Genomic DNA, 23,649 nt, shown 5'->3' with positions numbered 1-23,649 from the left:
TGCCCATTGGAATTATTCACTTTATATACTTTTTGTCATCTATTTATCGGCAATTGTCATTTCCCGGGAAATATGAACAAAAGCTTGTCCGGCGATTTCCGACAAACGCTCATGTTTTTCCTGCAGAAACAAAAATCCCAGCAACGCTTCGAAGCCTGTGCTATAACGATATTCGCCGATCGAAGCGCTTTTAGGCACAGTTGACTTGGTGTTGCGGCCACGCCGCACAATACTCCGTTCCTCTTCCGTCAGCATGTCTTCCAGTGCCTTTAGGGCTTTAGCCTGCATTACCGCCGAAACCATTCGCGCGTCAAAAGTATGTAACACCCGTACTTTATTCTGTTCATAGGCAAGTAATCGCGTACGAACGTACAAGGTAAAATAGGCATCGCCGATATAAGCCAGAACAAGCGGGTGCAGGCGCTCCGCCGAAAGATGGTCAAATCTTGCCGGCGGAGCGCCTCCTTCAGCCGCTGGGGAAAACATATTTTCTACTAACGACCGGAAGTGATCAAACTTCACGTTTTTTCCACCTTACTCCTTGCGGAGAATCTTCCAGGATGATGCCGATCTCCGCCAGCCGGTCCCGAATACTGTCGGCTGCAGCCCAATCTTTTTTCTTGCGTGCTTCCTGTCGAATGTCAATGATAATTTCCATCAGTTGCTCCACCAGGCGGGCATCTTCGTCCTTTGAGCCACTATTATCTTCTGCCAGAATTCCCAGAATATCAGCCATAGTAGTAAATGCCTGACGGGCAGCAACAATCGCTTGACTATCGGCTTTAACCTTGCCGCCCGCTACTTTACCGTGGTAAATATTAATTTCCCGCGCCAAACCGAACTGGGCACTGATCGCCAGCGCGGTATTAAAATCATCATCCATGGCTTCGGTGAAATCTTTGAGGGCGCCGGTTGCAGCATCACTTAAAATTGTTGCGTCCTGACCCTCTCCTTGTCCTTCACCCATACCAATCAAATGCTTTAAGTTTTCCTGCGCCGTTTTCAATCGTTCCAGACTTCGTCCGGCTTCCTGCAGCCGCTCATCACTGAAATCGAGCGGGCTGCGATAATGGGTAGACAAGATGAAGAAGCGGAGAATCTCCGGCCGGAAGTGTTCTAATATATCTTTTACTAAGAAAAAGTTGCCCAAAGATTTACTCATTTTCTCTTCATTCACAGTGATAAAGCCGTTATGCAGCCAGTACCGGACAAAGGGCTCTTCCCCGGTGAAGGCTTCGGACTGAGCGATTTCGTTTTCATGATGAGGAAAAATAAGGTCACTGCCGCCGCCGTGAAAATCAAAACTGCTGCCAAGATATTTATAAGACATGACCGAGCATTCGATGTGCCAGCCGGGCCGACCGGCCCCCCAGGGGCTTTTCCATGAAGGTTCACCAGGCTTGGCGCTTTTCCACAGCGCAAAATCCATCGGATGTTTTTTCCGTTCATCAACGTCGATTCTAGCCCCGGCTTTCATATCTTCCAGGCTGCGTCCGCTTAACTTGCCGTAACCGGGAAACTTTTCGACACTATAGTACACATCGCCGTCTACTTCATAAGCAAAGCCTTTATCAATCAGTGTTGCAACCATGTTGATAATATCTGCCATATGTTCGGATACCCGGGGGTAAAAATGGGCGCGGCGAATATTCAATTTGTCCATTACCTCGAAATAGGAGGCAATATAGCGGTTGGCAATTACGTCCCAGGTTACTTTTTCCCCATTGGCGGCATTAATTATTTTATCGTCTACGTCGGTAAAATTTTGTACGTAACATACTGCAAAACCTTTGTACTCCAGATAACGGCGAATAGCATCCCAGGTAATAAACGGTCTGGCGTTGCCAATATGCGGGTGGTTGTAAGGGGTTACACCGCATACATACATTTTTATTTTGCCGGGCTCCAGAGAAACGAACTCCTCTTTCTGCCTGGTTAGTGTATTATACACCCTTAAGTTCACGGTTTTTCAACTCCTTTTCCAGTTGGGCCACTCTTCCTTCTAAACGGGCTATGTTACGCTGCATACAAAGCATCATTTCCGCCATTGGATCCGGCAGGTCGTCATGCTCTAAATCAATCGCATCCGCGTCTTCATAGCGGTTTACTTTTTTCCCGTCATGCCATACTATTTTACCCGGTATACCTACGACAGTTGAGTTGGGTGGCACTTCCCGCAACACTACGGAGCCGGCGCCAATTTTCGAATTGTCGCCTACTTTGAACGATCCAAGAACTTTGGCGCCGCTGGCAACAACCACATTGTTGCCGATTGTGGGATGCCGCTTACCTTTCTCTTTACCTGTACCGCCAAGGGTAACTCCCTGATACAATGTTACATTGTCACCGATAATACAGGTTTCACCGATTACCACACCGGTAGCATGATCAATAAATAGTCCTTCGCCGATGGTTGCACCGGGGTGAATGTCCACACCGGTTAAAATCCGGTTAAAATAATTGATCATGCGTGGCACAAGCACCCAGCCCCTGTTAAACAGCCAGTGAGCGATTCGATGCAGCCAGATGGCATGGAGTCCGGGATAGCATAAAAGTACTTCCACTACGCTTTTGGCCGCAGGGTCCCGTTCAAATACTACCTTAATATCTTTTCTAAGACGATTAAGCATTGGTATTTATCCTCCTTGAAATATTCCACAGGCAGAGAAAATATAAAATGACCACCGTCTCCTACAGAGACGGTGGTTCCGCGGTCCCACTCTGTTTGAGTTATAAAACCCCTGCTTTTTCAGCCGGTAACGGCAGCCTGCCGGGATAACCTTTCAGCCATCCTGCTCCCAGGCGCACTTCGGCGGACCTAGCCCGGCGCCGTTTTCAGCCTTTGACAGCGCCTCTCTGAAGGGGAAGTAATCCGCGTACTATTCCTGTTCATCGCATTTAGTCTATGTTATTCACATTAAGTCGGGAACTGCTTATAAACCGCCATCTGCGTTGTTGCTCCTGCGGTCCTCACTCCGGCGTACAACCAGTACGCCTCCATTCCGGTCCTCGTCGCGCCTAGACGGTCTGACTATGATAGTAGTAGAACCGTAATTAGCAAACTCGTTGCAATAAGCTTTTTTCATATGCAACGGTATCTGACGATTTCTAAGCAGTTCGTGGCGATAGATAACCTGGGCAGTTACTTAGTTACATAAAATAATCGGATTTCCGAGTCATTATTTGGGTTTTTGTATAAATATTATACGCAAGGCGGCTTAAACATGTCAATAATGATTAATAATTTGGTTAAACTTGGGCCAGCATCCTTTCCATTCGGGCCAGGGTGCGTTCTTTGCCAAGAAGGGGAATCAAATTAATAAGTTCCGGCCCGTGCATTTTGCCGGTAATGGCAATTCGGACAGGCATGTATACTTTTTTGCCGCCTAGCTTAAGTTCTTTCGTAATACTTTTTAAAATGGCTTGTACACCGGCAGATTCCAGCGGGTCGAGGGCAAGAAGCCTCACTTTAAACGCTTCCATGACTCTGGGTATATCCGCATCCCGCATGACTTCCCTGGCTTCTTCGCTTTCGAAGGTGATGTGGTCATTGAAGAATACATCCACATGATCGACGGCCTGAGCGGCATAACTAAGGTAATCCTTTATTTCTGCCATGACCTTAATTAACCAATCTTTTTTTTCACCCGAGATGTCATCCTGTACGTAACCTGCTGCCTTGAGATGAGGCAAAGCCAGCTCGGTTACCAGTTCCGGACTGGCTTGTTTCATATAATGAGCGTTAAGCCAGTTTAATTTGTCAATATCAAAGACTGCCGGATTTTTGGCCACCCGGTCCATAGAAAATTCGTTTATAAGTTCCTCACGGGAAAATATCTCTTGTTCCCCGGCAGGAGCCCAACCGAGAAGAGCGAGAAAGTTCACAATGGCCTCAGACAAATAACCCTGGTTCCGATACTGATCAACAGAAGTTGCCCCATGGCGCTTACTCATTTTGGTCCGGTCCTTCCCAAGGATAAGCGATATGTGACCAAACTGCGGCACAGCTAGGCCAAGAGCTTCATAGAGAAGGATTTGCCGAGGCGTATTGGAGAGATGCTCCTCTGCTCTGATAACGTGACTGATTCGCATCAAAGCGTCATCCAGCACAACAGCATAGTTATACACGGGAATGCCGTCGGACTTAACAATGACGAAATCGCCGATACCGTTGGAGTCAAAGCTTACCGTATCCCGCACCAGATCTTTAAAGACGATCTGTTTGTTTTCCGGGACTTTAAACCTTACAGTTGGCTTACGCCCTTCTGCCGCCAAGCGTTGTTTATCCTCCGGGCTTAAGTTCCGGCAGCGGCCCATGTACCGGGGTGTTTCCCCTTTATCCATTTGCTCCTGACGCTCGGCTTCCAATTCTTCCTCGCTGCAATAACAATGAAAAGCTTGCCCTGATTCTAGAAGCTTCTCTGTGTAATGCCGGTAAATGTCAAGACGCTCAGTCTGACGGTAAGGACCGTAAGGACCTCCCACATCTATACCTTCGTCCCAGGTAATCCCCAGCCAACGCAACGCTTCCTTGATGTTTTCCTCCGATTCTTTCGTCGAACGTTCCAGGTCGGTATCTTCAATGCGAAGTATGAGTTTTCCACCGTACTTTTTGGCCAAAAGCCAGTTAAATAAGGCCGAACGGGCTCCACCTATGTGAAAAGGTCCGGTTGGACTCGGTGCGAAACGAACTCTAAGTTGGTCTTCATTCATATATAGTTACTCCTTCCGTTAAACTCGGCAATGATAGAATGATAGAATGATAGAATGATAAAATGACAGAATGACGGCTTATATAAAAAACCGCCAACATATGCTAATCATTGTATATTCTATCAGATTATAAGGATACATGCAAAGGAAGTCTAGTCTATTGCGTCATTCCTTTTGACGCAATGTATTGCCTTTGCGAATCTCGAATCTCAGTATTTAAAATAAATGCGGCACAAAAAGTGCCGCATTTATTTTAAATACTACTAAGCTACTACTAATTTGTTATTCAAATTTGATCACAAACATACCTTTGATAATATCGGGAATAATCAATGTGGTGTTGGAAGTGGCCGTTCCCCTTGATACAGGCCTGGCCCCGTCAGGTAATATAGCCACCCGCCATAAGAGCCCGTCTTTTAACCACAATTCACCGCACGTACTGCCGTCGCTTTGTCTGACAATATTTATATTAAATGTAAAGTCGGCGGCTTTAGCATACCCTGGACTTAACAGCGACAGCACAAGCACAAACGCAACCACCAGCATAGTCACTTTTAGCCAAGTTTGTCTCTGCATAAAAAACCTCCAAAATAATTTTTAATATAGCTTATTCATAATATGTGTGAAAGAAAAGCTTTTATGCACAAAACTAATCACAGTAAACTTGATCCGCGGATGATTGAAACTGTGGCATAAGCGGCAATGCCTTCCCGCCGGCCGGCAAATCCTAACCCCTCGGTAGTTGTAGCTTTGATATTTACTTGGCCGGCGCCCATATTAAGAACCGAAGCCACATTTATATTCATGGCCGGCATGTAGGGAGCAAGTTTGGGTTGTTGCGCCACAATCGTCGCATCGATGTTAATTATCCGATAGCCCTCAATGAATAATATGTTTCTTACTTTTTCCAGGAGTGCAAGACTGGAGGCACCCTTATATTGATCGTCGCTATCCGGGAAGTGCCGGCCAATATCACCCAGGGCAGCAGCGCCCAAAAGGGCGTCTTTTATCGCATGAAGCAGCACATCAGCATCAGAATGGCCTTCCAGTCCATGAGTGTGAGGAATTTCCACCCCGCCCAGAATAAGTTTACGTCCTGTAGTCAGACGGTGAACATCATAACCTATGCCCACCCGGACAGATTGCATCCTATTATGAGCTTCCTTCTTAGGGCTTTGTCCTGCATTTAAGAGTGCGTCGGCAACAATTAAATCCTCCGGCGTTGTAATCTTTATATTCCTATAGCTTCCGGCCACAATTTTTACAGGAATCCCTATCCGCTCCACCAGCGAAGCGTCATCTGTTCCCAGATATTCTTCCTGCTTAGCCTTACAGTAGGCCTCTTTCAACAATCGGCCGTGAAAAGCCTGCGGAGTTTGAATAGCCCACAGCTTGCTTCGCTCAAGAGTATCAGTAACATATTTTTCGTTATTCACCGTCTTTATTGTGTCTTTTACCGGCACAGCCAAAACTGCCGCCTGATATACGAGCGCCGCCGCAATTACCTCCTTGATCAATTGCGGGTCAATTAAAGGCCGGGCTCCGTCATGAACCAAAATTATATCCTCATCTTCCGGTATGAGACTAAGAGCATTGTCGATGGAATATTGTCGTTCATTGCCGCCGGCAACAACTTGACAAACAGCCTGTAATCCTTGTCTAACAATCAGGCTCTTGACTGCTTCTATTTCATCTGCAGCCGCCGTGACTACCATTCTGTTGACATCTGCGCAGGCAGCCACAGCTGATAATGTATGTACCAAAACCGGATGCTCTCCCAACGGCATCAGGACTTTATTAAAGCCGGCTCCCATGCGCCTTCCTTGCCCGGCGGCAGTAATTATCGCAGTAACCACTCGTTTTTCCCCACCTCCAGCTTATTGAACAGCCTTTGCCGGACAAAGGCTATTCAATTTAAAAAGGTACTGATATTATTTTCGTAAAACGTGTAAAATGCCTACAAGCCGTTAAGACTTATAGGCATTTTAAGTTAAATAAAATCCATATTAGGCCATTACTTTAGGCTTGGCAAAAATCATTCTGCCGGCAGCGGTCTGAAGAACCGAAGTTACAAGTACGCCTACCGTTTCACCAATATGTTTTTTGCCGCCGTCAACAACAATCATGGTTCCGTCATCAAGATAGGCAACGCCTTGGCCGAACTCTTTCCCGTCCTTCACAACGTGCACCGTCATTTCTTCACCTGGCAACACCACCGGTTTAACGGCATTAGACAGTTCATTGATGTTGAGAACAGGAACCCCTTGCAACTCAGAAACCTTATTAAGGTTGTAGTCATTGGTAATGATTTTGGCTTTAAGTGTTTGGCCAAGTTTGATGAGTTTAGAATCCACTTCGGCAATATCTTCAAAATCCAAAGTATCAATTTGAATGCTCAGCTCCAGTTCCTTCTGCATCCGATTTAAAATATCAAGTCCGCGTCGACCACGATTACGTTTTAACAAATCGGATGAATCAGCAATATGCTGCAATTCCTCCAGAACGAAAATAGGAATAATCAATGTTCCTTCAATAAAGCCACTTTTGCAGATATCGGCAATACGCCCGTCAATAATCACGCTTGTGTCTAAAATCTTCGGCTGTGATACTCCCCCCTGTTGTTGTTCCTTGCCATGATCCTTACCATCCTTACCGTCTTTATTGTCTTTATTGAGCCATGGCAGGTTTGGCAAGGAAGAGAACATGCTAATCAATTCTTCCCTTTTCCGAATGGCGACGTTTATACCCAGATATCCCAAGATTATACTTAGTATTAAAGGAACATATTTGCCAACTATGGGGATAGGTAAAAAAGCAGAACCTAGTAAATTCGATATAATGAGTCCGATGGCAAGCCCAAGCGCACCGGCTATTATGTCGTATACCGGCATTTTATTGAGTTTCACTTCCACCCAATAGGTAAACCGCCATAGATGTTTGATAAATAACGGCGCTACCAGAAAACCAAGGATGCCGCCGACTAAGCCGCCAATAATAAAAGATAATATAGTGGTCATTGTCACCCCGAAAACACCGATGCGCAAAAATTCTTCACTAATTACCGCTGTCAACAAGGGCATTATCCTATCGGTTATCATCAGTCCTCCCACAGCAGCCAAGACTGTGATAAATAACCGTAAGATCTGGTCTAACACCCGCTCACCTCCCTTCAAAATTATACTCTTGCCATAGAAAATTTCACAAAATTTGCAGATAAACATTGTCATCTACATGAAATGTGTTTATAGTATTGTTCCCGTTTTTTTCTAAAATCATACATAAATTCCCATCGCAACAATATTTCTTAATTTCTTGGCTATTATCTTAATATAACATGAAACATGTTATTTGTCAAAATTTTATATTTTAGCATGCTTATTTATCGTTGTCAATAATTCAACTTTCATTATATGCTCAACTTTCATTCACTTATCTTATTTTTCAATTTTTATTTACGGGTATTACTGTAAAATAGGCATTTCATCTGATTGACAATGACTTACGGCTATCTATATAATTAAGGCAAAGCGAGGTGTTTTCCCAATGATGGATAATAAGAATAAATGTGATAAATCAGACAAATGTTGTTTGGATTTCCAGTCGGCGGTAGATAAATACCTTATCCGCCACCGCAGTGTACTCGATGTGGTTACCAAATACCAAGAGGCTTCCGCCCGGGTCAATCGAGCCCTGGTTAAGGCTGTGACCGAATGTGGTTGTATCAAGATTGACGCCGCCAGGCAGCAATTACCCGAAAATATCAGCTACAGTGAATTAAAGGACCATATGTCTTCCCATCTGTACGGCGAACCTTGTGAACAATGCAAAGAAATACTAACAAAAGAGCTGGGGCACAGTCTTTTCTACCTAGCGGCAATTTGCAACCTTACAGGTCTAAATCTTTATGACGTGATGCAGCGAGAGCATAACAATGTCACTACCCTTGGATTTTTTCATCTTTCTTGATGATTCTTCAGTTGATTTACATGTCGCATAAAGAAGACATCCGGATATTAGAATAAGCTGAGGTTAAGCGACAGCGCGGAAGCGTTCCGTATAGTTAAACTGCATTCAGCAGTCCCATTCCGGACTGCTGTTTTTTATTCCGCATAATCGTTTGTTCCCGGGGAATGCTAAATGCTAAAGGTAGTGAAGGTGAAAGTGAAAATATTTTAAATTACGATCACTGATTTTAGCGGGAGTGAGATACATGAGTTACCTGCGCACAGTTTTATTGTATTCCTCCATACTACTCTCCGTATTATTATCCGCCGGAAATTTATACGCTGAACCTTTAGCCCAGGATAGCGACACTGTTTACAATAACGATGCTGAAATGATATCAGGCTACACAACCATTGTTGATGAACAGGGCCAAATTATTCTGCAGACAGGACACCAAGCTTATCCTGGCGACCAATTTATAAACGAGGACGATACCCTGTACGAAATTATTTCAGTGGAAGGTAATGTAGGCAAAGCTCGTGTAATCGGCAGTTATTCCTCAATTCTCCCTATATACAACGTACCGGCTCAAGCTGCTCCAGCCGAAGTTCCCAAACCTCTAATAGGAATATATCATACTCATACGGATGAATCTTATATTCCTTCCGACGGAAGAGCCACAGAGCGCGGGAAGGGCAGCATTATGCTTGTAGGGGATGCCTTTGCCCGAAGGCTCAAAAAACTTGGCTATCAGGTTGATCATAATAAAACACTGCATGACCCGCATGACGCCAACGCTTACCATCGCTCCCGGCGCACTGTAATGAAAATGCTAAAAAATCAGCCGGTAGCGTTATTTGACGTCCATAGAAACAGTGCACCGGCCAGTGCTTATAGAACAACGATTAACGGGCAAGAAGCAACGAAGATTCTATTAGTGGTCGGACGACAAAACCAGAGCCGTATTACAATACAAAACTATGCCAGGCAAATTAAAGCCGCAACGGATGCCAGATACAAAGGGCTTATCCGGGGCATATTCATTGCTCACGGAAATTACAACCAGGACTTAAGCCCCCGTAATATCCTCATTGAAGTCGGCACCCAATATAGCAATCGCGAGGCGGCGGAAAGAAGCGCCGCCCTATTTGCCGATATAGTTCCATCTTTTCTCAATAGCGCCGCCGGCGGCGGAGTCGCCCAGGCCAGCCCCCCCGGAGACGACGGTACAGTTGGTTCATTCACCACCACTGACCCGGTGTCTCCCGCCTATTATGACATACTCTGGATTGTACTCGCCCTTATCGCCGGCGCCGCCGTCTATCTCTATTTAAGCACCGGCAGCCTCAAAGAAGCCAAGCAAAAACTAAGAAATTTCGTCAAATACGAATTCACCAACTTTCTCGGCCCCCGCCGAAAACGTAAATAACGAACTATCCTGAAAAACTAAAATGTCATAAGGCAAAGGAACCGGAACCACAGAGGACACAGAGGGCCACAGAGAAAGATAACGAAGAGTGTGGTAAAACGTTCTTAATGAGTAATAAACTTGTATCCGCCAGCTTATCAATTGCACGAACTGCTTAGAAATCGTTAGCTGCTAGGCGCGACGAGGACCGGAACGGAGGCGTACTGGTTGTACGCCGGAGTGAGGACCGCAGGAGCAACGAAGCAGATGGCGGTTTATAAGCAGTTCCCCCCTTAAAGTGAATAAACCCACTACAAATGACGGTCCATCAGCGCTTGCTCCCGCACTCGCTTAAGGCCGTCTTTTACTGTTTTGGCCCGTACTTCGCCAATTCCCTCTACTTCATCCAGTTCAGCAATGTTTGCATTATTAATCCGGTGCAGAGTTTTAAAATGGATCACCAGTTTTTCGACAATTTGAAGAGGAAGCCGTGGTATTTCGCTCAGGACCCTGAATCCCCGGGGTACAACCGGTATATCCATAGCGTTGGGACTAACTCCATATCCCAAAACGCGACATACCGGATAAGGTTCGAGATTATCCTCCGGCAGGGCGGCTAACTGCTCGCGAACACTTTCAAAAAACTTCTGATCGTACTGAATAGCGTAGTCCTTTATTAATAGTTCGACATCATCATCGTCGGACACCAGTTCTTCCATTTGCATACTAACCAAGCGTCCCTCAGTACCCAATTCAATACTGTTATACTTTATCTCCGTGGCAATACGGTTAACCTGCTCAGCCCGAATAAGCACGTTGGCCACATCGTAAAGTGTCACCAAATCTTCAAACTCAAGGGCGCTTAAATTGGTCAAACCCTTGATTAAAACCGACTTATACTTTTCCAGCGTTTGCAAGGCTTGATTGGCACGGTTCAAAATCACCGGAATATCTTTTAACATATATTTGAGGTTTCCCAAATACAAAGTAATAATATTCCTTCTTTGCGAAATACCAATAACCAACGTCCCTGTCTCTTTGGCAACCCTCTCGGCTGTACGGTGTCTGGTACCCGTCTCGGACGTAGGTATGCCCGGTTCCGGAACTAGCTGAGCATTAGCATACAATATCCGTTTGCCGTCGGAAGATAAAACGATAGCGCCATCCATTTTCGCCAGTTCATAGAATCCCGAAGGCGTATATTCGGAATTGAGCTCGAAGCCGCCATCCACTACTTCCAGTACCTGCGGACTGTCACCCACCAGTACCAGCGCTCCCATTTTGGCTTTCAAAACATTCTCGAGACCTTCACGCAGCGGTGTTCCCGGCGCCAGTGATTTGATTGTCTTGATAAAACGTGTGTCCCATAGCCGTTCCACTCGTTCGGAACGTTCAGGACGTGCAGCTTGTTCGTCGCGATTTTTTGTCATATGTACACCGCCTCCATAGCTTCGCAGACACTTCCCACCCCAACTATGCTAAGATCCTGCCGGCAGATCTTCAGGTTGGTCAAGTTGCCACCGGGAATAACAAACCGTTTAAAGCCTAAAGTAGCTGCTTCCGCAATCCGGACTTCCGCCCGGTTGATCATTCGTACTTCACCGGTTAAACCAACCTCGCCCATTACCACTGTTTCCGGGTCCACGGCAGCATTGCGAAAGCTGGATGCAATTGCCAGTGCAACCGGTAAGTCCGCCGCAGGTTCAATGACTTTGAATCCGCCAACGGCATTAACATAGGCGTCTTGGTTGGCCAACATCATGCCGACCCGTTTTTCCAACACGGCCATCAACATGATAAGCCGGTTGTAATCAAAGCCTACAGCCATTCGCCGGGGCATGCCGAAACAGGTAGTACTGACTAAAGCCTGGATTTCAATCAGTAACGGTCTGACCCCCTCCATATAAGCCAACACCACAGACCCCGGAGCTCCCTGGGGCCGTTCCGCCAGGAGAATGCGTGAAGGGTTAGGCACTTCAGTCAAACCTGATTCTTCCATCGAAAAAATTCCACTTTCATTTGTGGAGCCAAACCGGTTTTTCATGGCCCTTAATACACGGAAAGCGTAATTTCGCTCTCCCTCAAAATACAGTACCACATCAACCATATGTTCTAAAAGGCGTGGACCGGCAATATTTCCCTCCTTGGTAACGTGCCCGATGATAGCCGTTGGAATTCCGCTATCTTTGGTGAATCTGAGCAGCTTGCCTGTTGATTCCCTCACCTGGCTCACACTGCCGGGCGCTGAGGCAATATCGGCGCTGTACATTGTTTGAATAGAGTCAATGATAACAAAAGCCGGCTTTTGGTTTACCGCCTCATTAATTATAGTCTCTAAATTATTTTCTGTAAAAACCAATAAATTATTACCTATCTTCCCTAATCTTTCCGCCCTAATTCGAATCTGGGCGGCCGATTCCTCACCTGTAATGTAAAGAACAGTCCCATACTGTTCGCTGACACCGGCTGCTACCTGCAGCAATAATGTGGATTTGCCAATTCCCGGATCGCCGCCAATTAGAATGAGTGCGCCCGGCACAATTCCCCCGCCAAGAACCCGGTCAAATTCTCTCACACCTGTTACCAGCCGCGGTGTCACTGTTGAATCCACATCCCTGATAGAACGCGGTTTGGAATCAGACAGCCGTATTCCGGCAGCATCTGTTTTTTTCACCACCAGCTCCTCGATCATGGTGTTCCAGGCCCCGCATCCCGGGCAACGTCCCAGCCACTTGGAAGAATCCGCGCCACATTCTTGACAGACAAACTTTGTCTTAGTCTTGGTCAAAGGTATCTTCCCCTTAAAAAAATTATATATTTTATATGCTAACTGAGGTGTCTTAATGAATTAAATAAGCCTAATACTGGAAAAAGCACTCATATATGAGTGCTTTTTCGCTCTTTAGGGTTTAATTTCCTGCTATAGGCACTTGTTAACCGATACGGACATTTTAAGGAGAATATGGCGATTAAATCCCTGCCTGCATCCTAAGGGACTTGGCACAAATCAAGCCGTTTCTTAACAAATGTTATTTTACCTGTTTCATCAGCATCTACGATTACTGTATCATTTGCAGTTACGTCTTGGCGGATAATCATTTCGGCAATTTCATCTTCTACCATCTTTTGAATAGCTCTCCGCAGCGGGCGAGCCCCAAAAGCATGATCCCGGCCTTCTTGTAAAAGAACGTCTTTAGCGGCGTCTGTCACTTCCAAATTCAAATTGGCTTCAATTAGCCGCTTGGTTACATCTTTGAGCATGATCGCTACAATATTTTTAAGCTCTTCATCTGTCAGACTGCTAAAGACAATGATTTCATCAACCCGGTTAAGAAACTCGGGTCTAAAGGTTTTCTTCACTTCCTCCATAACCCGTCTCTTCGCATAATCCGCCTCATCTTTAACGTCCTTATCCCCTCTATCCTCTCTTAAGAAACCCATTGTTCCGGATTCCTTTCTAAGATACTGGGAGCCGACATTAGAAGTCATGATGATCACAGTATTTTTAAAGTCCACCGTGCGGCCCTGGCTATCCGTTAATCTTCCATCCTCCAGCACCTGGAGCAGCATGTTGAAAACATCATAATGCGCTTTTTCGATTTCGTCCAGAAGGATAACGGAGTAAGGCTTGCGGCGAATAGCGTCCGTTAACTGTCCCCCTTCTTCATAGCCGACATAACCGGGAGGTGCTCCCACCAGCCGGGAAACAGTATGTTTCTCCATATACTCGGACATATCAAGCCGGATCATGGCAGTTTCATCACCGAATAATGCTTCTGCCAAAGCCCGCGCCAACTCAGTTTTACCGACACCGGTCGGTCCCAGGAAGATAAATGAGCCAATGGGGCGTTTAGGATCTTTGAGGCCGGCCCGGGCACGGCGCATAGCGCGGGCTACCGATTGAACGGCCTGATGCTGGCCAATAACCCGGTTATGCAGTATTTCTTCCAGCTTCAACAGGCGCTCAGATTCCTCTTCAGCCAGCCGTTTCACGGGAACTCCTGTCCAAGCGGCAACAACGTGGGCGATATCTTCCCCAGTTACTACAATACGTTCACTTCCCCGCTGCTTCCACTGCTTCTGCATTTGATCCAGTTGTTCCTTAAACAGCTGTTCCTGATCACGCAGACCGGCAGCCTGTTCGAATTCCTGAGCGGCAATGGCCGCTTCCTTCTCCGTGCGGGTTTTATCCAATTGTTGTTCCATTTCCTTAACTTCCGGCGGAATGGAGAAGGCTTGCAGCCTTACCCGGGAAGCGGCTTCATCCATCAAATCAATCGCCTTGTCCGGCAGAAACCGGTCCGAAATGTAGCGGTGAGATAAGTTTACTGCCGCTTCAATCGCCTCATCGGTAATTTGCGCCCGGTGGAAAGCTTCATATTTATCACGAATCCCCCGCAATATCAGGATTGCATCCTCTGCCGTAGGCTCGCCTACCATGATAGGCTGGAAGCGCCTTTCCAGGGCCGAATCTTTTTCAATATGTTTTTTGTACTCGTTTAATGTTGTTGCACCGATAACCTGGATTTCTCCCCGGGCAAGGGCGGGTTTTAATATATTGGCAGCGTCAATTGCGCCCTCGGCAGCTCCAGCCCCGATGAGAGTATGGAGCTCATCAATAAATAGAACTACATTTCCGGCTTCCCGGATTTCTTCCATGACCTTTTTCAGGCGTTCCTCAAATTCACCGCGGTATTTTGTACCTGCAACCATGGAAGCCATATTTAAGGAGATTACCCTTTTATTGCGTAAGATTTCGGGGATTTGTCCCTCTACGATGCGCTTGGCCAATCCCTCGGCAATGGCAGTTTTGCCAACTCCCGGTTCACCAATGAGCACCGGATTGTTTTTAGTTCGGCGCAGAAGAATTTGTACGACTCTTTCAATTTCGGTTTCCCGTCCAATGACCGGATCAATCTTCCCCTCTGTCGACAACTTATTCAGATCCCGGCCGAACTCATCCAACAATGGGGTATTCGTTTGGGCAAGCGGCTGACTGCCTGGGACTTTGGGCTGGGGTGTCTGACCGGACATAGTGTAGCCGCCGAGCATTTCAATCACCCGTTGACGCATTATATTGATGTCGACGCCAAGACTGGATAGCACCTGGGCCGCCACACCTTCCCCCTCGCGAATCAGTCCCAGAAGCAAATGCTCAGTACCTACGTAATTGTGTCCCAAACGCAAAGCCTCTTCCATCGCCAACTCGATTATCTTTTTGGCGCGGGGTGTATAGCCGATTTCCATACTTTGCTCCTGGCCACGGCCCATGAGTCCTTCAACTTGAGCCCGTACGGCATTGAGATCAATACTCAAGGAAGCAAGAGCTTTGGCGGCAACTCCCTCACCTTCCCGCAACAAGCCTAAAAGCAAATGCTCGGTACCAATATATCCATGACCAAATCTCGCCGCCTCCTGCTGCGCGAATACCAACACCTTGCGGGCTCGATCAGTAAATCGATTAAACATTTTTATGACCTCCTATTTTCTTCTTCTCCTATTCTTTTATTCTTCTGTTTCTTCTGTCCCCTTTTTTAATTTCTCCCGGATAATGTCGGCCCGAAGTTTATTCCGGCTTAGCTGGTCTAAGATCCGGTCGCCGGCCAAACTCTGGAGATAGTTTGGCCTGGTTGTTACCAACAACTCATTAAAAATTTCCGGCCGGGCCTCCTTAATGATTCCCACATCAATACCGAGACGTACTTCACTCAGCCTGGCCAAAGCTTCCTGACCGGAGATACTCCGGGCGTACCGCAAGATGCCAAAAGCTCGCCACACCCGATCGTGCAAAATATCATTGGCAGTTTGTATCAACAAAGATCGCGCCGCTTGCTCCTTATCCACAATTTGCTTGACAACTGCAGTCAAATTATCGATAATCTCCTGTTCACTATGCCCGGTAGTTACCTGATTTGATACCTGAAACACATTGCCGACTGCCTCAGTGCCTTCCCCGTACAGACCACGCACAGCCAGACCCAGTTGAGTGGATACTGCTACAATTTGTCCTATTTGTTTGGTTAATGCCAATGCCGGCAGATGCAGCATGACAGAAGCTCTGAGCCCGGTACCCAGGTTGGTGGGACAGGAAGTTAAAAAACCAAAATGTTCAGCAAAAGCAATATCATGTTTGGAGTCAATAATATCGTCTATTGTGTTGGCCTGACTCAGCGCCGCTTCCAAATCCAGTCCTGGTTTCAGACACTGAAGCCGTAAATGGTCCTCTTCATTGATCATGATACTTACACCGGCGTCATCCCGGACAATAAGCGCTCTATTTTCCGGTTCGACGGCATGATTAGGACTGATGATATGTTTTTCCACAAGAATGTAGCGTGTCAACGGCGGTAGTTCATTTAATTCAATAAAGAGATAATCATGTCCGTCCGCCTTGGATAAATCATCGGCTACTTCTTTTAATTCCCTAACCACTGCCGCCATCTGATCAGCATTAGCCTGATTGGGGAAAGGCTGCCCCGAAAGATTACGCGCCAGTCTAATCCGGCTGGAAATAACCACATTGCCGGGCGGCCCGTCACCGTTCATCCAAGGGTTTAATGGCTGCTCCAGTAAACTTCCCAAGATATCTCGGTTCTCACTCACCGGAACTCCTCCTTACCTGTCCCCCGCCAGGGAAGCAGGGGGACTATCATCCTTATCAACTATCGTCTTCTCAAGAATACGGATTTCATCCCTAACTTTCGCTGCTTGCTCATATTCTTCCCTGACAACCAGCGCTTCCAGTTCCTGCCGCAGCGCTTTAATACGCTGTTTTATGTCAAGAGACTGTCCGCTTCGTTTAGGAATTTTGCCGGTATGGCCACAAGTGCCATGCACTCTTTTAATTAATGGTTCCAGATTCTCGCGAAAGGTTTGGTAGCATGTACCGCATCCCAGTTTACCACTGCGGCTAAAATCCTGGTAGGTCATGCCGCACTGGGAACAGGAAATTTCAGTCTTGTGCGCGGCCTCTGCCGATGGAGAATAATGGAACATCTCTTTAAGAAAATCATGAATGGATACCTTGTTGGCAAACAAATTACTTATGCTGCTGGAAATGGCCGCATCTCCCGAATTAGCCGCGCACTGCTCGCAAAGATGCTTTTCTATTTTCTGTCCATTCAAAATCTTGGTAATATGCACACAAGCCGGTTCTTTTTGGCAGTCATCGCATAACATCTATGTCGACCTCCCCTGGTTAAGACTGGTTAAGACTTAATTATGCTCCGCAAGGGTTTCCAATAGAGAACGCAATAAAGGGATACGCTCCGCTGGTTTAACCCTTTCGTAGAGAATGGTCAAACACTTGAGCATTAAAGCCGCTTCACGGTTTGTCATGAGATTGTTATCCCGCAGCCTTTCCACAAGCCTGATAAGCTCACCCATTGTAATATCAGAGGAAATCTGCTCGGCAGCCTCCTCGAAAACCCTTCTTTGCACCGGGACGCGGGCAACTCTCACAAATCCGCCTGAACCGCGCCGCGACTCCACAATAAATCCTCTTTCGAAAGTAAACCGCGTGCTTAAAACATAACTAATTTGTGAGGGAGCACAATCAAGTTCAGTAGCCATTTCATTACGCTTAAGTATAATAATTTCGCCGTCTTGTCCTGAAAGTTTACGCAAAATCCATTTCTCAATTATATCGGCAAGATTATTTGGGTTACTAAATTGATTCACCATTCCACCCCCGTCACCGGCTAACAGATAACCAAAATGCAAATTTGACTTTAATTGACTTTTCGACTTTATTTTACTTTACTTATCTAAAAATAGCAATATGCTATTTCTTCCAAATATATATGGAAAAAACCAATTACTATTGATTATTGCCATTTTTCACCTTCTATATAATCCTTACGCCTCATCTGAATCACTGGACCTGAATTACAAGAAACTTTAGATAGTTTGTTTCGCCAGCGGCAGGCAAAATAGGATGATCCTTAGCCTGCGTCCGGTATTCTACTTCTCTGATAACGCGCTTGGCATCACGAGCGGCATCTACCACCACAGCTTTAAACAGTTCCCTGTCCATATGATAAGAACAAGAGCAGGTAATAAGATAGCCGCCCGGACGGACGAGTTTAAGTCCACGCAGGTTGATTTCCTTGTATCCACGGACTGCGCCTTCAATACTATCCCGGCTTTTGGTAAAAGCGGGGGGATCAAGGATGACTACATCATATTGCCGCCGCTCCCCGGTTAGTGTACGTAGAGCATCAAATGCATTAGCCACCTCAAACCGGCACCTGTCATCCACTTTGTTTAATGCGGCGTTTTTTTGCGCTAAACAAATTGCATCTTCCGATATATCAATAGAATGTACGGATTTGGCCCCAAATAAAGCCGAGTGGATGGCAAAAGAACCGGTATGGCAAAAACAATCTAAAACTTCGGCTTCAGGAACCATATACTTTAAAAAAAGGCGGTTTTCTCGCTGGTCATAAAAAAATCCCGTTTTTTGTCCGTTTTCAATGTCGGCATAAAAAGGAATCCCATTTTCTTTTACCGTTATTAAAGTGGGAAACTTCCCTTTAATATAACCCTTGCGCATTTCCAGGCCTTCAAGTTTGCGAACGGGAACGTCGTTGCGCTCGTATATGCCTGCCGGGTCAAATAATTCCTCCAACACAGATACTATGGTATCTTTATGAACTTCGATGCCTAACGCCAGTGTTTGCATCACCATGTATTGTCCAAATTTGTCCACAATAAGCGCAGGCAAAAAATCGGCTTCCCCAAAAATCAGCCGGCAATATTCCGGCTCCGCTATGAATGTTTGTCGGTAGCGCCAGGCAGTCTCAATCCGTTTTTTAAAGAAATTCCGGTTAATATCTTCCTGCTCGCGGGATAAAATCCTTACTGTAATCTGGGAGCGGGGATTGATGTAGCCGCGGCCAATAAACCGCTGGCGAAAGTTATATACATCAACAATGTCTCCTGGTTGAAATTGACCGTCAACATAGTCAATTTCACTTTGGTAAACCCATGGATGACCACTTTCCACCCGGTGCTGAGCGCCCTTCCGAATATATACATTTACATTAGCAGCTAATCTCATTTTATTTTTTTATTTTTCCTCGCTTCTTTCTTTTTTGCCACCATTCGAAAATCAAATAAGCCATAGCAATGGCCATTAATGAAGTATTAACCAGTTTATATTCATGCACCCAGTGATCAGGTTCCCAATAGGAGACAGGGCTTTCTACGGTTAGATGCGATAAAGGATATAAAAAAAAGTTTGAATAAGCCCCGTGCGTTATCGCATCAATAAACAGATGCGACCCCCAGCCAACAACAAAAGCCTTGAACTGTTTAATCCCCGGCAGCAAAAGACATGCAATCATAACAATCAGCCAAATCACCACCGAATGACCAATCAGATCAATTCTTGCCGCCCAGGGATGCAGGGCAACCAGTCCCATCAGCATTTCCGGCGTAAGGCTAATAAGTTCATGCCAATTAAGCAAACCTTGCACCATTACCATGGCAATGAGTATTACATATACATAGTCAGGGAACATGGAACCAAAGACAAAGTGCCAAACCCGCGGATGATTTCTGGTAAAAAAATAAATCCAAAATCCGTGATGTACGGTAAACACGCTAAATACGGCCTCCAAGTACTTTAATCTTAATTAGTATAGTGTGTATATAGTGTGCTAATGTTTGGCCGGCAGTATGTAAATAGAGGGCTTTTTCAGCCCTCCTATCTTTTATCTTTTATCGAGCAACCCGCTTTCTCTCTAAATCGTAGAGGCTGTTTCGCAAACGTTTAGCAAACATCGCTTAAACCTTCTAACGTTTTTCGGCTATACTGGCCAGTACTTTCTGGCCAAAAGTCAGGCCGAACTCAAAGCATTTATTAAGCTCCTCCTTGTCGGGAACCCATTTAAGCGTTAGACCCGGTTCTTGTACAGCTACGCCAGCTTTCGCAAGCAATTCTTCGATAGTTGCTTGGGCGCCGCCGCCCCAGCCATAGGCGCCAAAACCAGCCCCTATTTTGTTAGCGGGTCTTAACCCCTTCAGATATAGTAAAAGTGCAGCAATGTTCGGCAATACACCGTTGTTTAAGGTTGAAGAGCCAATCAGCAAGCCTCCCGCTGTTAAGATGTCTCTGATCACCTCACTCCGGTCGGATACTGCCATTTTATAAAAACTACCCTGTACTCCCGCCGCGGCAACCCCTTCTAAAATCCGGCGGGCCATTTGCTCGGTGCTTCCCCACATACTGTCATAGGCAATTATTACTTTTGCTACATTAATGCCCTTGCCCCACATGGCATACTTTGCAAGAATTTCAGGTATATGACTCCGCCACACGATTCCATGACTGGGAGCAATCATTTTAATCGGCAGTTCCTTGCATTTTTCAAGGGCTTTCAGCACAATTTTACCAAACGGCATTATGATATTGGCATAATACTTCTCAGCCTCGTACAATTCATCGTGGAGGTTGTTTTCGTCATCGAAACGCTTGGTAGTGCAAATATGCTGACCAAAAGCATCATTGGAAAAAAGAATTTGTTCTCCCGGCAAATAGGTAGCCATGGAATCAGGCCAGTGCAGCATCGGCAAAGGAATAAACTTTAACTCATGCCGCCCCAGCTTTAAAGTATCTCCTTCCTTAACTACGCGAAAGTCGTAGTTCTGTTGATAATGCTTTTGAATACCCGTTTGCCCGTGATCCGTTATAATGACTTTCGCCTGCGGCGCCCTGGCCATGATAGCCGGCAGCGACCCGGAATGGTCAGGCTCAATGTGATTTGTAACCACATAGTCAATTTTGGCCGGGTCTACGATTTGACTAATGCGTTCAATTAGTTCCTGGGAAAAGGGAGCCTTAACATTGTCGATAAGACAAACTTTTTCATCTATAATCAGATACGCGTTATAGGTAACGCCGCGTGTTGTTGTATAGCCGTGAAAATCCCGGAGATTCCAGTCTACGGCCCCCACATAATATATGCCTTCCGCCAGTTCAATATTATTCATCTTAAACCCCTCCTATACTTATTTATATATTCTATCTCCTAATAATTTTCCTGCTTAATTTTGAAATACTATTTTCAAATAAGTTTTTTAACAAATCCACATATAAGTATTTAAGATGTTAACAATATTTTGCATAAAAATAACGAAAATACTCTTTACTTTTCCTTGGAGGAGAATTATAATGAAAACCGCATAATTCATTATATTTCTGACCAATAATCGCTCATTATGCCATATATGTCGCATTAAAAATTTATATCCGGGTATTAGGATAAGCTAAGGTTAAGCGGCAGCGTCGAAGCGTTCCTAAATACCCGGATATAATTTCAATTCTCTAATGCGTTCCCTATAGTTGATGTATATTTTCCCAAGCGATTTTCGAAAAATATACGCCTTATAGTATACTTCCCATCGCATTCAGCATAATGAATATTAGAGTTTGGAAGGGACGATGCATTGTGAAGGTTATTGGTAAACACGTAACCGTAGATATGTACGGCTGCAGTTTTGCAAGCCTCGACGATCTGGATTATATAAAAAATGCTCTGCTCGCTGCTGCACAAGAAGCAAATATGACCCTACTTGAGTTGTCCTACCACAAGTTTGAACCACATGGCCTCACTATCCTGGCCTTATTGGCTGAAAGCCACATGGGCATCCATACCTACCCGGAGCTTGGATACGCAGCAGTAGATGTCTTTACTCGCGGCGATCACACTCGCCCTAATAAGGCCGTATCTGTTCTTAAGCGCTTCTTGAAACCCGCTAAAACCAAAACCACAAACATTCTCCGCGGCGATTTTGGCTCACAAAAGGATATGCGTCCACGTGTTAAAATAAGCATTGCCCCGCTGCGGAGCGTGCGCAATACCGGTGCAAGAGTGTTAAAATTTCTAGCAAGACACAAATAAAAAAATTTAACTGGTAATTAAAAGCAATTTGTGTTATAATAACAACCAATTGCTTTTAATTTTTTTTTAATATTTCTTATCGTTTATTAAAGGCGAATTTTATCAATGTTTCTATTTAATGACGATACAGATCATAAATGCGACACTATAGCTTATTATCTCAATGAGTTGTGGCAATAACCTGTCAAAGAGCAAGAAACGGGTTTAGCTGCGTTTTCCAGAGGCAGGGATTGAATGCGCTCACGGCGTTCATGATATCCGTACGTTTTCTGACTTTGTGCGAGGGGGCACTCCCTAGCGCATACGTCGCCATAAATGCATTCATTACATTCAGGATATTCCGCGCCGCGATGCCTTCGCATATAATTAAAAACAGGCGCATGGTCCCAAATATCTTGAAACGGGGTTTCTCTTAAACTCCCGGCAACAGGCTCCCGCTTCAACAGACAAGGAATTACCTTACCCTCCCAGTCAATACAACAACAAGTTCTGCCGGCAAGGCATCCCATAAACATAGGTTTTACCATTCCTTCTTTTACGCATTGAGTGCATGGTTTGTCATAAATGCCATCAACACTGTAAATAAATATTTTATCACCATAATCATTTATACATTGAGACAAAATGTTAGCTATTCCCTGTGTGTCATTGGCTTCAAGGAGTAATTGCGGATGTTCGGATGCTCGGCCAGTGTTGGAGATGGGACCAAACTGTATCTGATCAACCCCTAATTTTGCAAGAAGATCCACTGTGGGTTGTATTTCATGCATATTGTGCTTGGTAATCGTAAAAGAACAGCTTATAAGAGGTATGCTTGTTTCACGGCAAATTTTGATAGCATTTACAACCCGTTCAAACGATCCCTTTTTTTGACGGAGAGCGTCATGAGTCTCCGCATTACAGCCGTCTACACTAAAGCGCAACTGTTTTACAGAACTTTCGGATATTTTTTCTGCCCAATGATTGTCAACAAACCAGCCATTTGTGTTTAACATCAACGGAATCTGCGCTTTGGAGAAATAATCCAAAATGATATCAAAATCCGAACGCAGCAAGGGTTCTCCGCCCAATATGTATACATACCCTATGTTCATAGCTTTCAATTGATCTATGATACCGAAGACTTCTTCCGTTGTGAGTTCAGTTTCAGACCGCTGCGAAGCGCAAGAGTAACAATGCAAACACCTTAAGTTACACTGGCGGGTAATATCCCACCAGATATGGATAGGAGAAGAAAGGTGCGATATGCTTCCCATTACGATGTTGCTCCTTCCAAGAATCTATGTTGGGTGCAGCTACAAATAAACCGACGCACGATATCTTCAGCGTCTCCCGGAACCTCTTCGAATACGTTTTTTATGTGATTGACCAAGGCCATCAAATCATGTGCATACAATAGATCCTTACCTTTAATGTATGACAATATTTCGTACGCAACGAAATTACATATAAAAGATGTCAACTTGTTCATGTCAAACAATAACCCGCCAAATTCTTCTCGCCTGAGCATGAAGCCGCTACCAAAAAGGATCTTTTCAGCCGGGGATATAAACGGTATTTTTATTATGCACCCTGGGGTTTCGCACTGACATTTGCATTGACAGGTACATTCACATACGCAGGTGCAGGTGCAAGTGCAAGTACACTGGCAAGAGCATTCCGAATATGTTAAAATAT

20 protein-coding genes, 1 pseudogene and 1 other annotated feature are annotated in these 23,649 nt (G+C 45.3%); of the genes and pseudogenes, 3 read left to right on the top strand and 18 right to left on the bottom strand.

The window, feature by feature from the left end; translation table 11 throughout:
• Positions 1–39: 39 nt before the first annotated feature.
• The 8 genes and pseudogenes from MAMMFC1_RS09880 to MAMMFC1_RS09850 form a co-directional block, all read right to left on the bottom strand.
• Complete coding sequence (locus MAMMFC1_RS09880; RefSeq protein ID WP_126308361.1) at positions 40–522, bottom strand: Mini-ribonuclease 3; 483 nt, start codon at positions 520–522, stop codon at positions 40–42.
• On the bottom strand, positions 512–1,963 hold the full coding sequence (gene cysS / locus MAMMFC1_RS09875) for a cysteine--tRNA ligase (protein ID WP_126308360.1): 1,452 nt from the start codon (positions 1,961–1,963) through the stop codon (positions 512–514). The genes MAMMFC1_RS09880 and cysS overlap by 11 nt, the downstream gene beginning before the upstream one ends.
• The gene (gene cysE, locus MAMMFC1_RS09870) at positions 1,944–2,630 is read right to left on the bottom strand and encodes a serine O-acetyltransferase (RefSeq protein ID WP_126308359.1); all 687 of its coding nucleotides are present in this window, start codon (positions 2,628–2,630) and stop codon (positions 1,944–1,946) included. The genes cysS and cysE overlap by 20 nt, the downstream gene beginning before the upstream one ends.
• 62 nt (positions 2,631–2,692) lie before the next feature.
• Positions 2,693–2,902: a binding site (T-box leader), on the bottom strand.
• 347 nt (positions 2,903–3,249) lie between these two features.
• Complete coding sequence (gltX, locus tag MAMMFC1_RS09865; protein ID WP_126308358.1) at positions 3,250–4,713, bottom strand: glutamate--tRNA ligase; 1,464 nt, start codon at positions 4,711–4,713, stop codon at positions 3,250–3,252.
• A gap of 282 nt (positions 4,714–4,995) precedes the next feature.
• Entirely contained in the window at positions 4,996–5,289 is a 294-nt protein-coding gene (locus tag MAMMFC1_RS09860) for a hypothetical protein (protein WP_232035759.1), read from the bottom strand.
• A 77-nt stretch (positions 5,290–5,366) separates the two neighbouring features.
• Positions 5,367–5,861, bottom strand: coding sequence for a 2-C-methyl-D-erythritol 2,4-cyclodiphosphate synthase (gene ispF, locus MAMMFC1_RS23015; protein WP_232035807.1), 495 nt, complete (start codon positions 5,859–5,861; stop codon positions 5,367–5,369).
• Between the two features lie 48 nt (positions 5,862–5,909).
• A pseudogene (gene ispD, locus MAMMFC1_RS23010) lies at positions 5,910–6,569 on the bottom strand (2-C-methyl-D-erythritol 4-phosphate cytidylyltransferase); the annotation flags it as partial.
• Between the two features lie 150 nt (positions 6,570–6,719).
• Positions 6,720–7,868 carry a PIN/TRAM domain-containing protein gene (locus MAMMFC1_RS09850; RefSeq protein ID WP_232035758.1) on the bottom strand — a complete coding sequence of 383 codons (1,149 nt, stop codon included), beginning with the start codon at positions 7,866–7,868 and terminating at the stop codon, positions 6,720–6,722.
• A 388-nt stretch (positions 7,869–8,256) separates the two neighbouring features.
• Between MAMMFC1_RS09850 and MAMMFC1_RS09845 the strand changes: the two genes are divergently transcribed.
• Both MAMMFC1_RS09845 and spoIIP read left to right on the top strand, forming a co-directional pair.
• Positions 8,257–8,679: a nucleoside triphosphate pyrophosphohydrolase family protein gene (locus MAMMFC1_RS09845; protein WP_232035757.1), complete on the top strand. Its 423-nt coding sequence runs from the start codon at positions 8,257–8,259 to the stop codon at positions 8,677–8,679.
• A gap of 244 nt (positions 8,680–8,923) precedes the next feature.
• Complete coding sequence (gene spoIIP, locus MAMMFC1_RS09840; protein ID WP_126308355.1) at positions 8,924–10,087, top strand: stage II sporulation protein P; 1,164 nt, start codon at positions 8,924–8,926, stop codon at positions 10,085–10,087.
• 290 nt (positions 10,088–10,377) lie between these two features.
• Here spoIIP and disA read toward each other — a convergent pair whose 3' ends face one another.
• The 9 genes from disA to MAMMFC1_RS09795 all read right to left on the bottom strand — a co-directional run bounded on the left by disA (position 10,378) and on the right by MAMMFC1_RS09795 (position 21,061).
• Complete coding sequence (gene disA, locus MAMMFC1_RS09835) at positions 10,378–11,496, bottom strand: DNA integrity scanning diadenylate cyclase DisA (RefSeq protein ID WP_126308354.1); 1,119 nt, start codon at positions 11,494–11,496, stop codon at positions 10,378–10,380.
• Complete coding sequence (radA, locus tag MAMMFC1_RS09830; RefSeq protein ID WP_126308353.1) at positions 11,493–12,854, bottom strand: DNA repair protein RadA; 1,362 nt, start codon at positions 12,852–12,854, stop codon at positions 11,493–11,495. The genes disA and radA overlap by 4 nt, the downstream gene beginning before the upstream one ends.
• 200 nt (positions 12,855–13,054) lie before the next feature.
• Positions 13,055–15,535 carry an ATP-dependent Clp protease ATP-binding subunit gene (locus tag MAMMFC1_RS09825; protein ID WP_126308352.1) on the bottom strand — a complete coding sequence of 827 codons (2,481 nt, stop codon included), beginning with the start codon at positions 15,533–15,535 and terminating at the stop codon, positions 13,055–13,057.
• 36 nt (positions 15,536–15,571) lie between these two features.
• Positions 15,572–16,669 carry a protein arginine kinase gene (locus MAMMFC1_RS09820; protein ID WP_324332460.1) on the bottom strand — a complete coding sequence of 366 codons (1,098 nt, stop codon included), beginning with the start codon at positions 16,667–16,669 and terminating at the stop codon, positions 15,572–15,574.
• 12 nt (positions 16,670–16,681) lie between these two features.
• On the bottom strand, positions 16,682–17,245 hold the full coding sequence (locus MAMMFC1_RS09815) for a UvrB/UvrC motif-containing protein (RefSeq protein ID WP_126308351.1): 564 nt from the start codon (positions 17,243–17,245) through the stop codon (positions 16,682–16,684).
• A gap of 36 nt (positions 17,246–17,281) precedes the next feature.
• Positions 17,282–17,746: a CtsR family transcriptional regulator gene (locus MAMMFC1_RS09810; RefSeq protein ID WP_232035756.1), complete on the bottom strand. Its 465-nt coding sequence runs from the start codon at positions 17,744–17,746 to the stop codon at positions 17,282–17,284.
• A 193-nt stretch (positions 17,747–17,939) separates the two neighbouring features.
• The gene (locus MAMMFC1_RS09805) at positions 17,940–19,127 is read right to left on the bottom strand and encodes a class I SAM-dependent rRNA methyltransferase (RefSeq protein ID WP_126308349.1); all 1,188 of its coding nucleotides are present in this window, start codon (positions 19,125–19,127) and stop codon (positions 17,940–17,942) included.
• 1 nt (position 19,128) lies between these two features.
• Positions 19,129–19,671 carry a zinc dependent phospholipase C family protein gene (locus MAMMFC1_RS09800; protein ID WP_126308348.1) on the bottom strand — a complete coding sequence of 181 codons (543 nt, stop codon included), beginning with the start codon at positions 19,669–19,671 and terminating at the stop codon, positions 19,129–19,131.
• 193 nt (positions 19,672–19,864) lie between these two features.
• Positions 19,865–21,061: an FprA family A-type flavoprotein gene (locus MAMMFC1_RS09795; protein ID WP_126308347.1), complete on the bottom strand. Its 1,197-nt coding sequence runs from the start codon at positions 21,059–21,061 to the stop codon at positions 19,865–19,867.
• A 458-nt stretch (positions 21,062–21,519) separates the two neighbouring features.
• Here MAMMFC1_RS09795 and speD point away from each other — a divergent pair, with 458 nt between their 5' ends.
• Complete coding sequence (speD, locus tag MAMMFC1_RS09790) at positions 21,520–21,972, top strand: adenosylmethionine decarboxylase (RefSeq protein ID WP_232035755.1); 453 nt, start codon at positions 21,520–21,522, stop codon at positions 21,970–21,972.
• A gap of 155 nt (positions 21,973–22,127) precedes the next feature.
• Here the strand turns inward: speD and MAMMFC1_RS09785 are convergent, their stop codons facing one another.
• A complete protein-coding gene (locus tag MAMMFC1_RS09785) occupies positions 22,128–23,228 on the bottom strand; it encodes a radical SAM/SPASM domain-containing protein (protein ID WP_126308345.1) in 1,101 nt (366 codons plus the stop codon).
• Between the last annotated feature and the right edge of the window lie 421 nt (positions 23,229–23,649).

It is taken from the genome of Methylomusa anaerophila (genome assembly GCF_003966895.1).
Lineage (GTDB): Bacteria > Bacillota > Negativicutes > Sporomusales > Sporomusaceae > Methylomusa > Methylomusa anaerophila.
The sequence above is the reverse complement of the archived record's forward strand: the minus strand, read 5'-3'. Positions and strand labels throughout refer to the sequence as shown.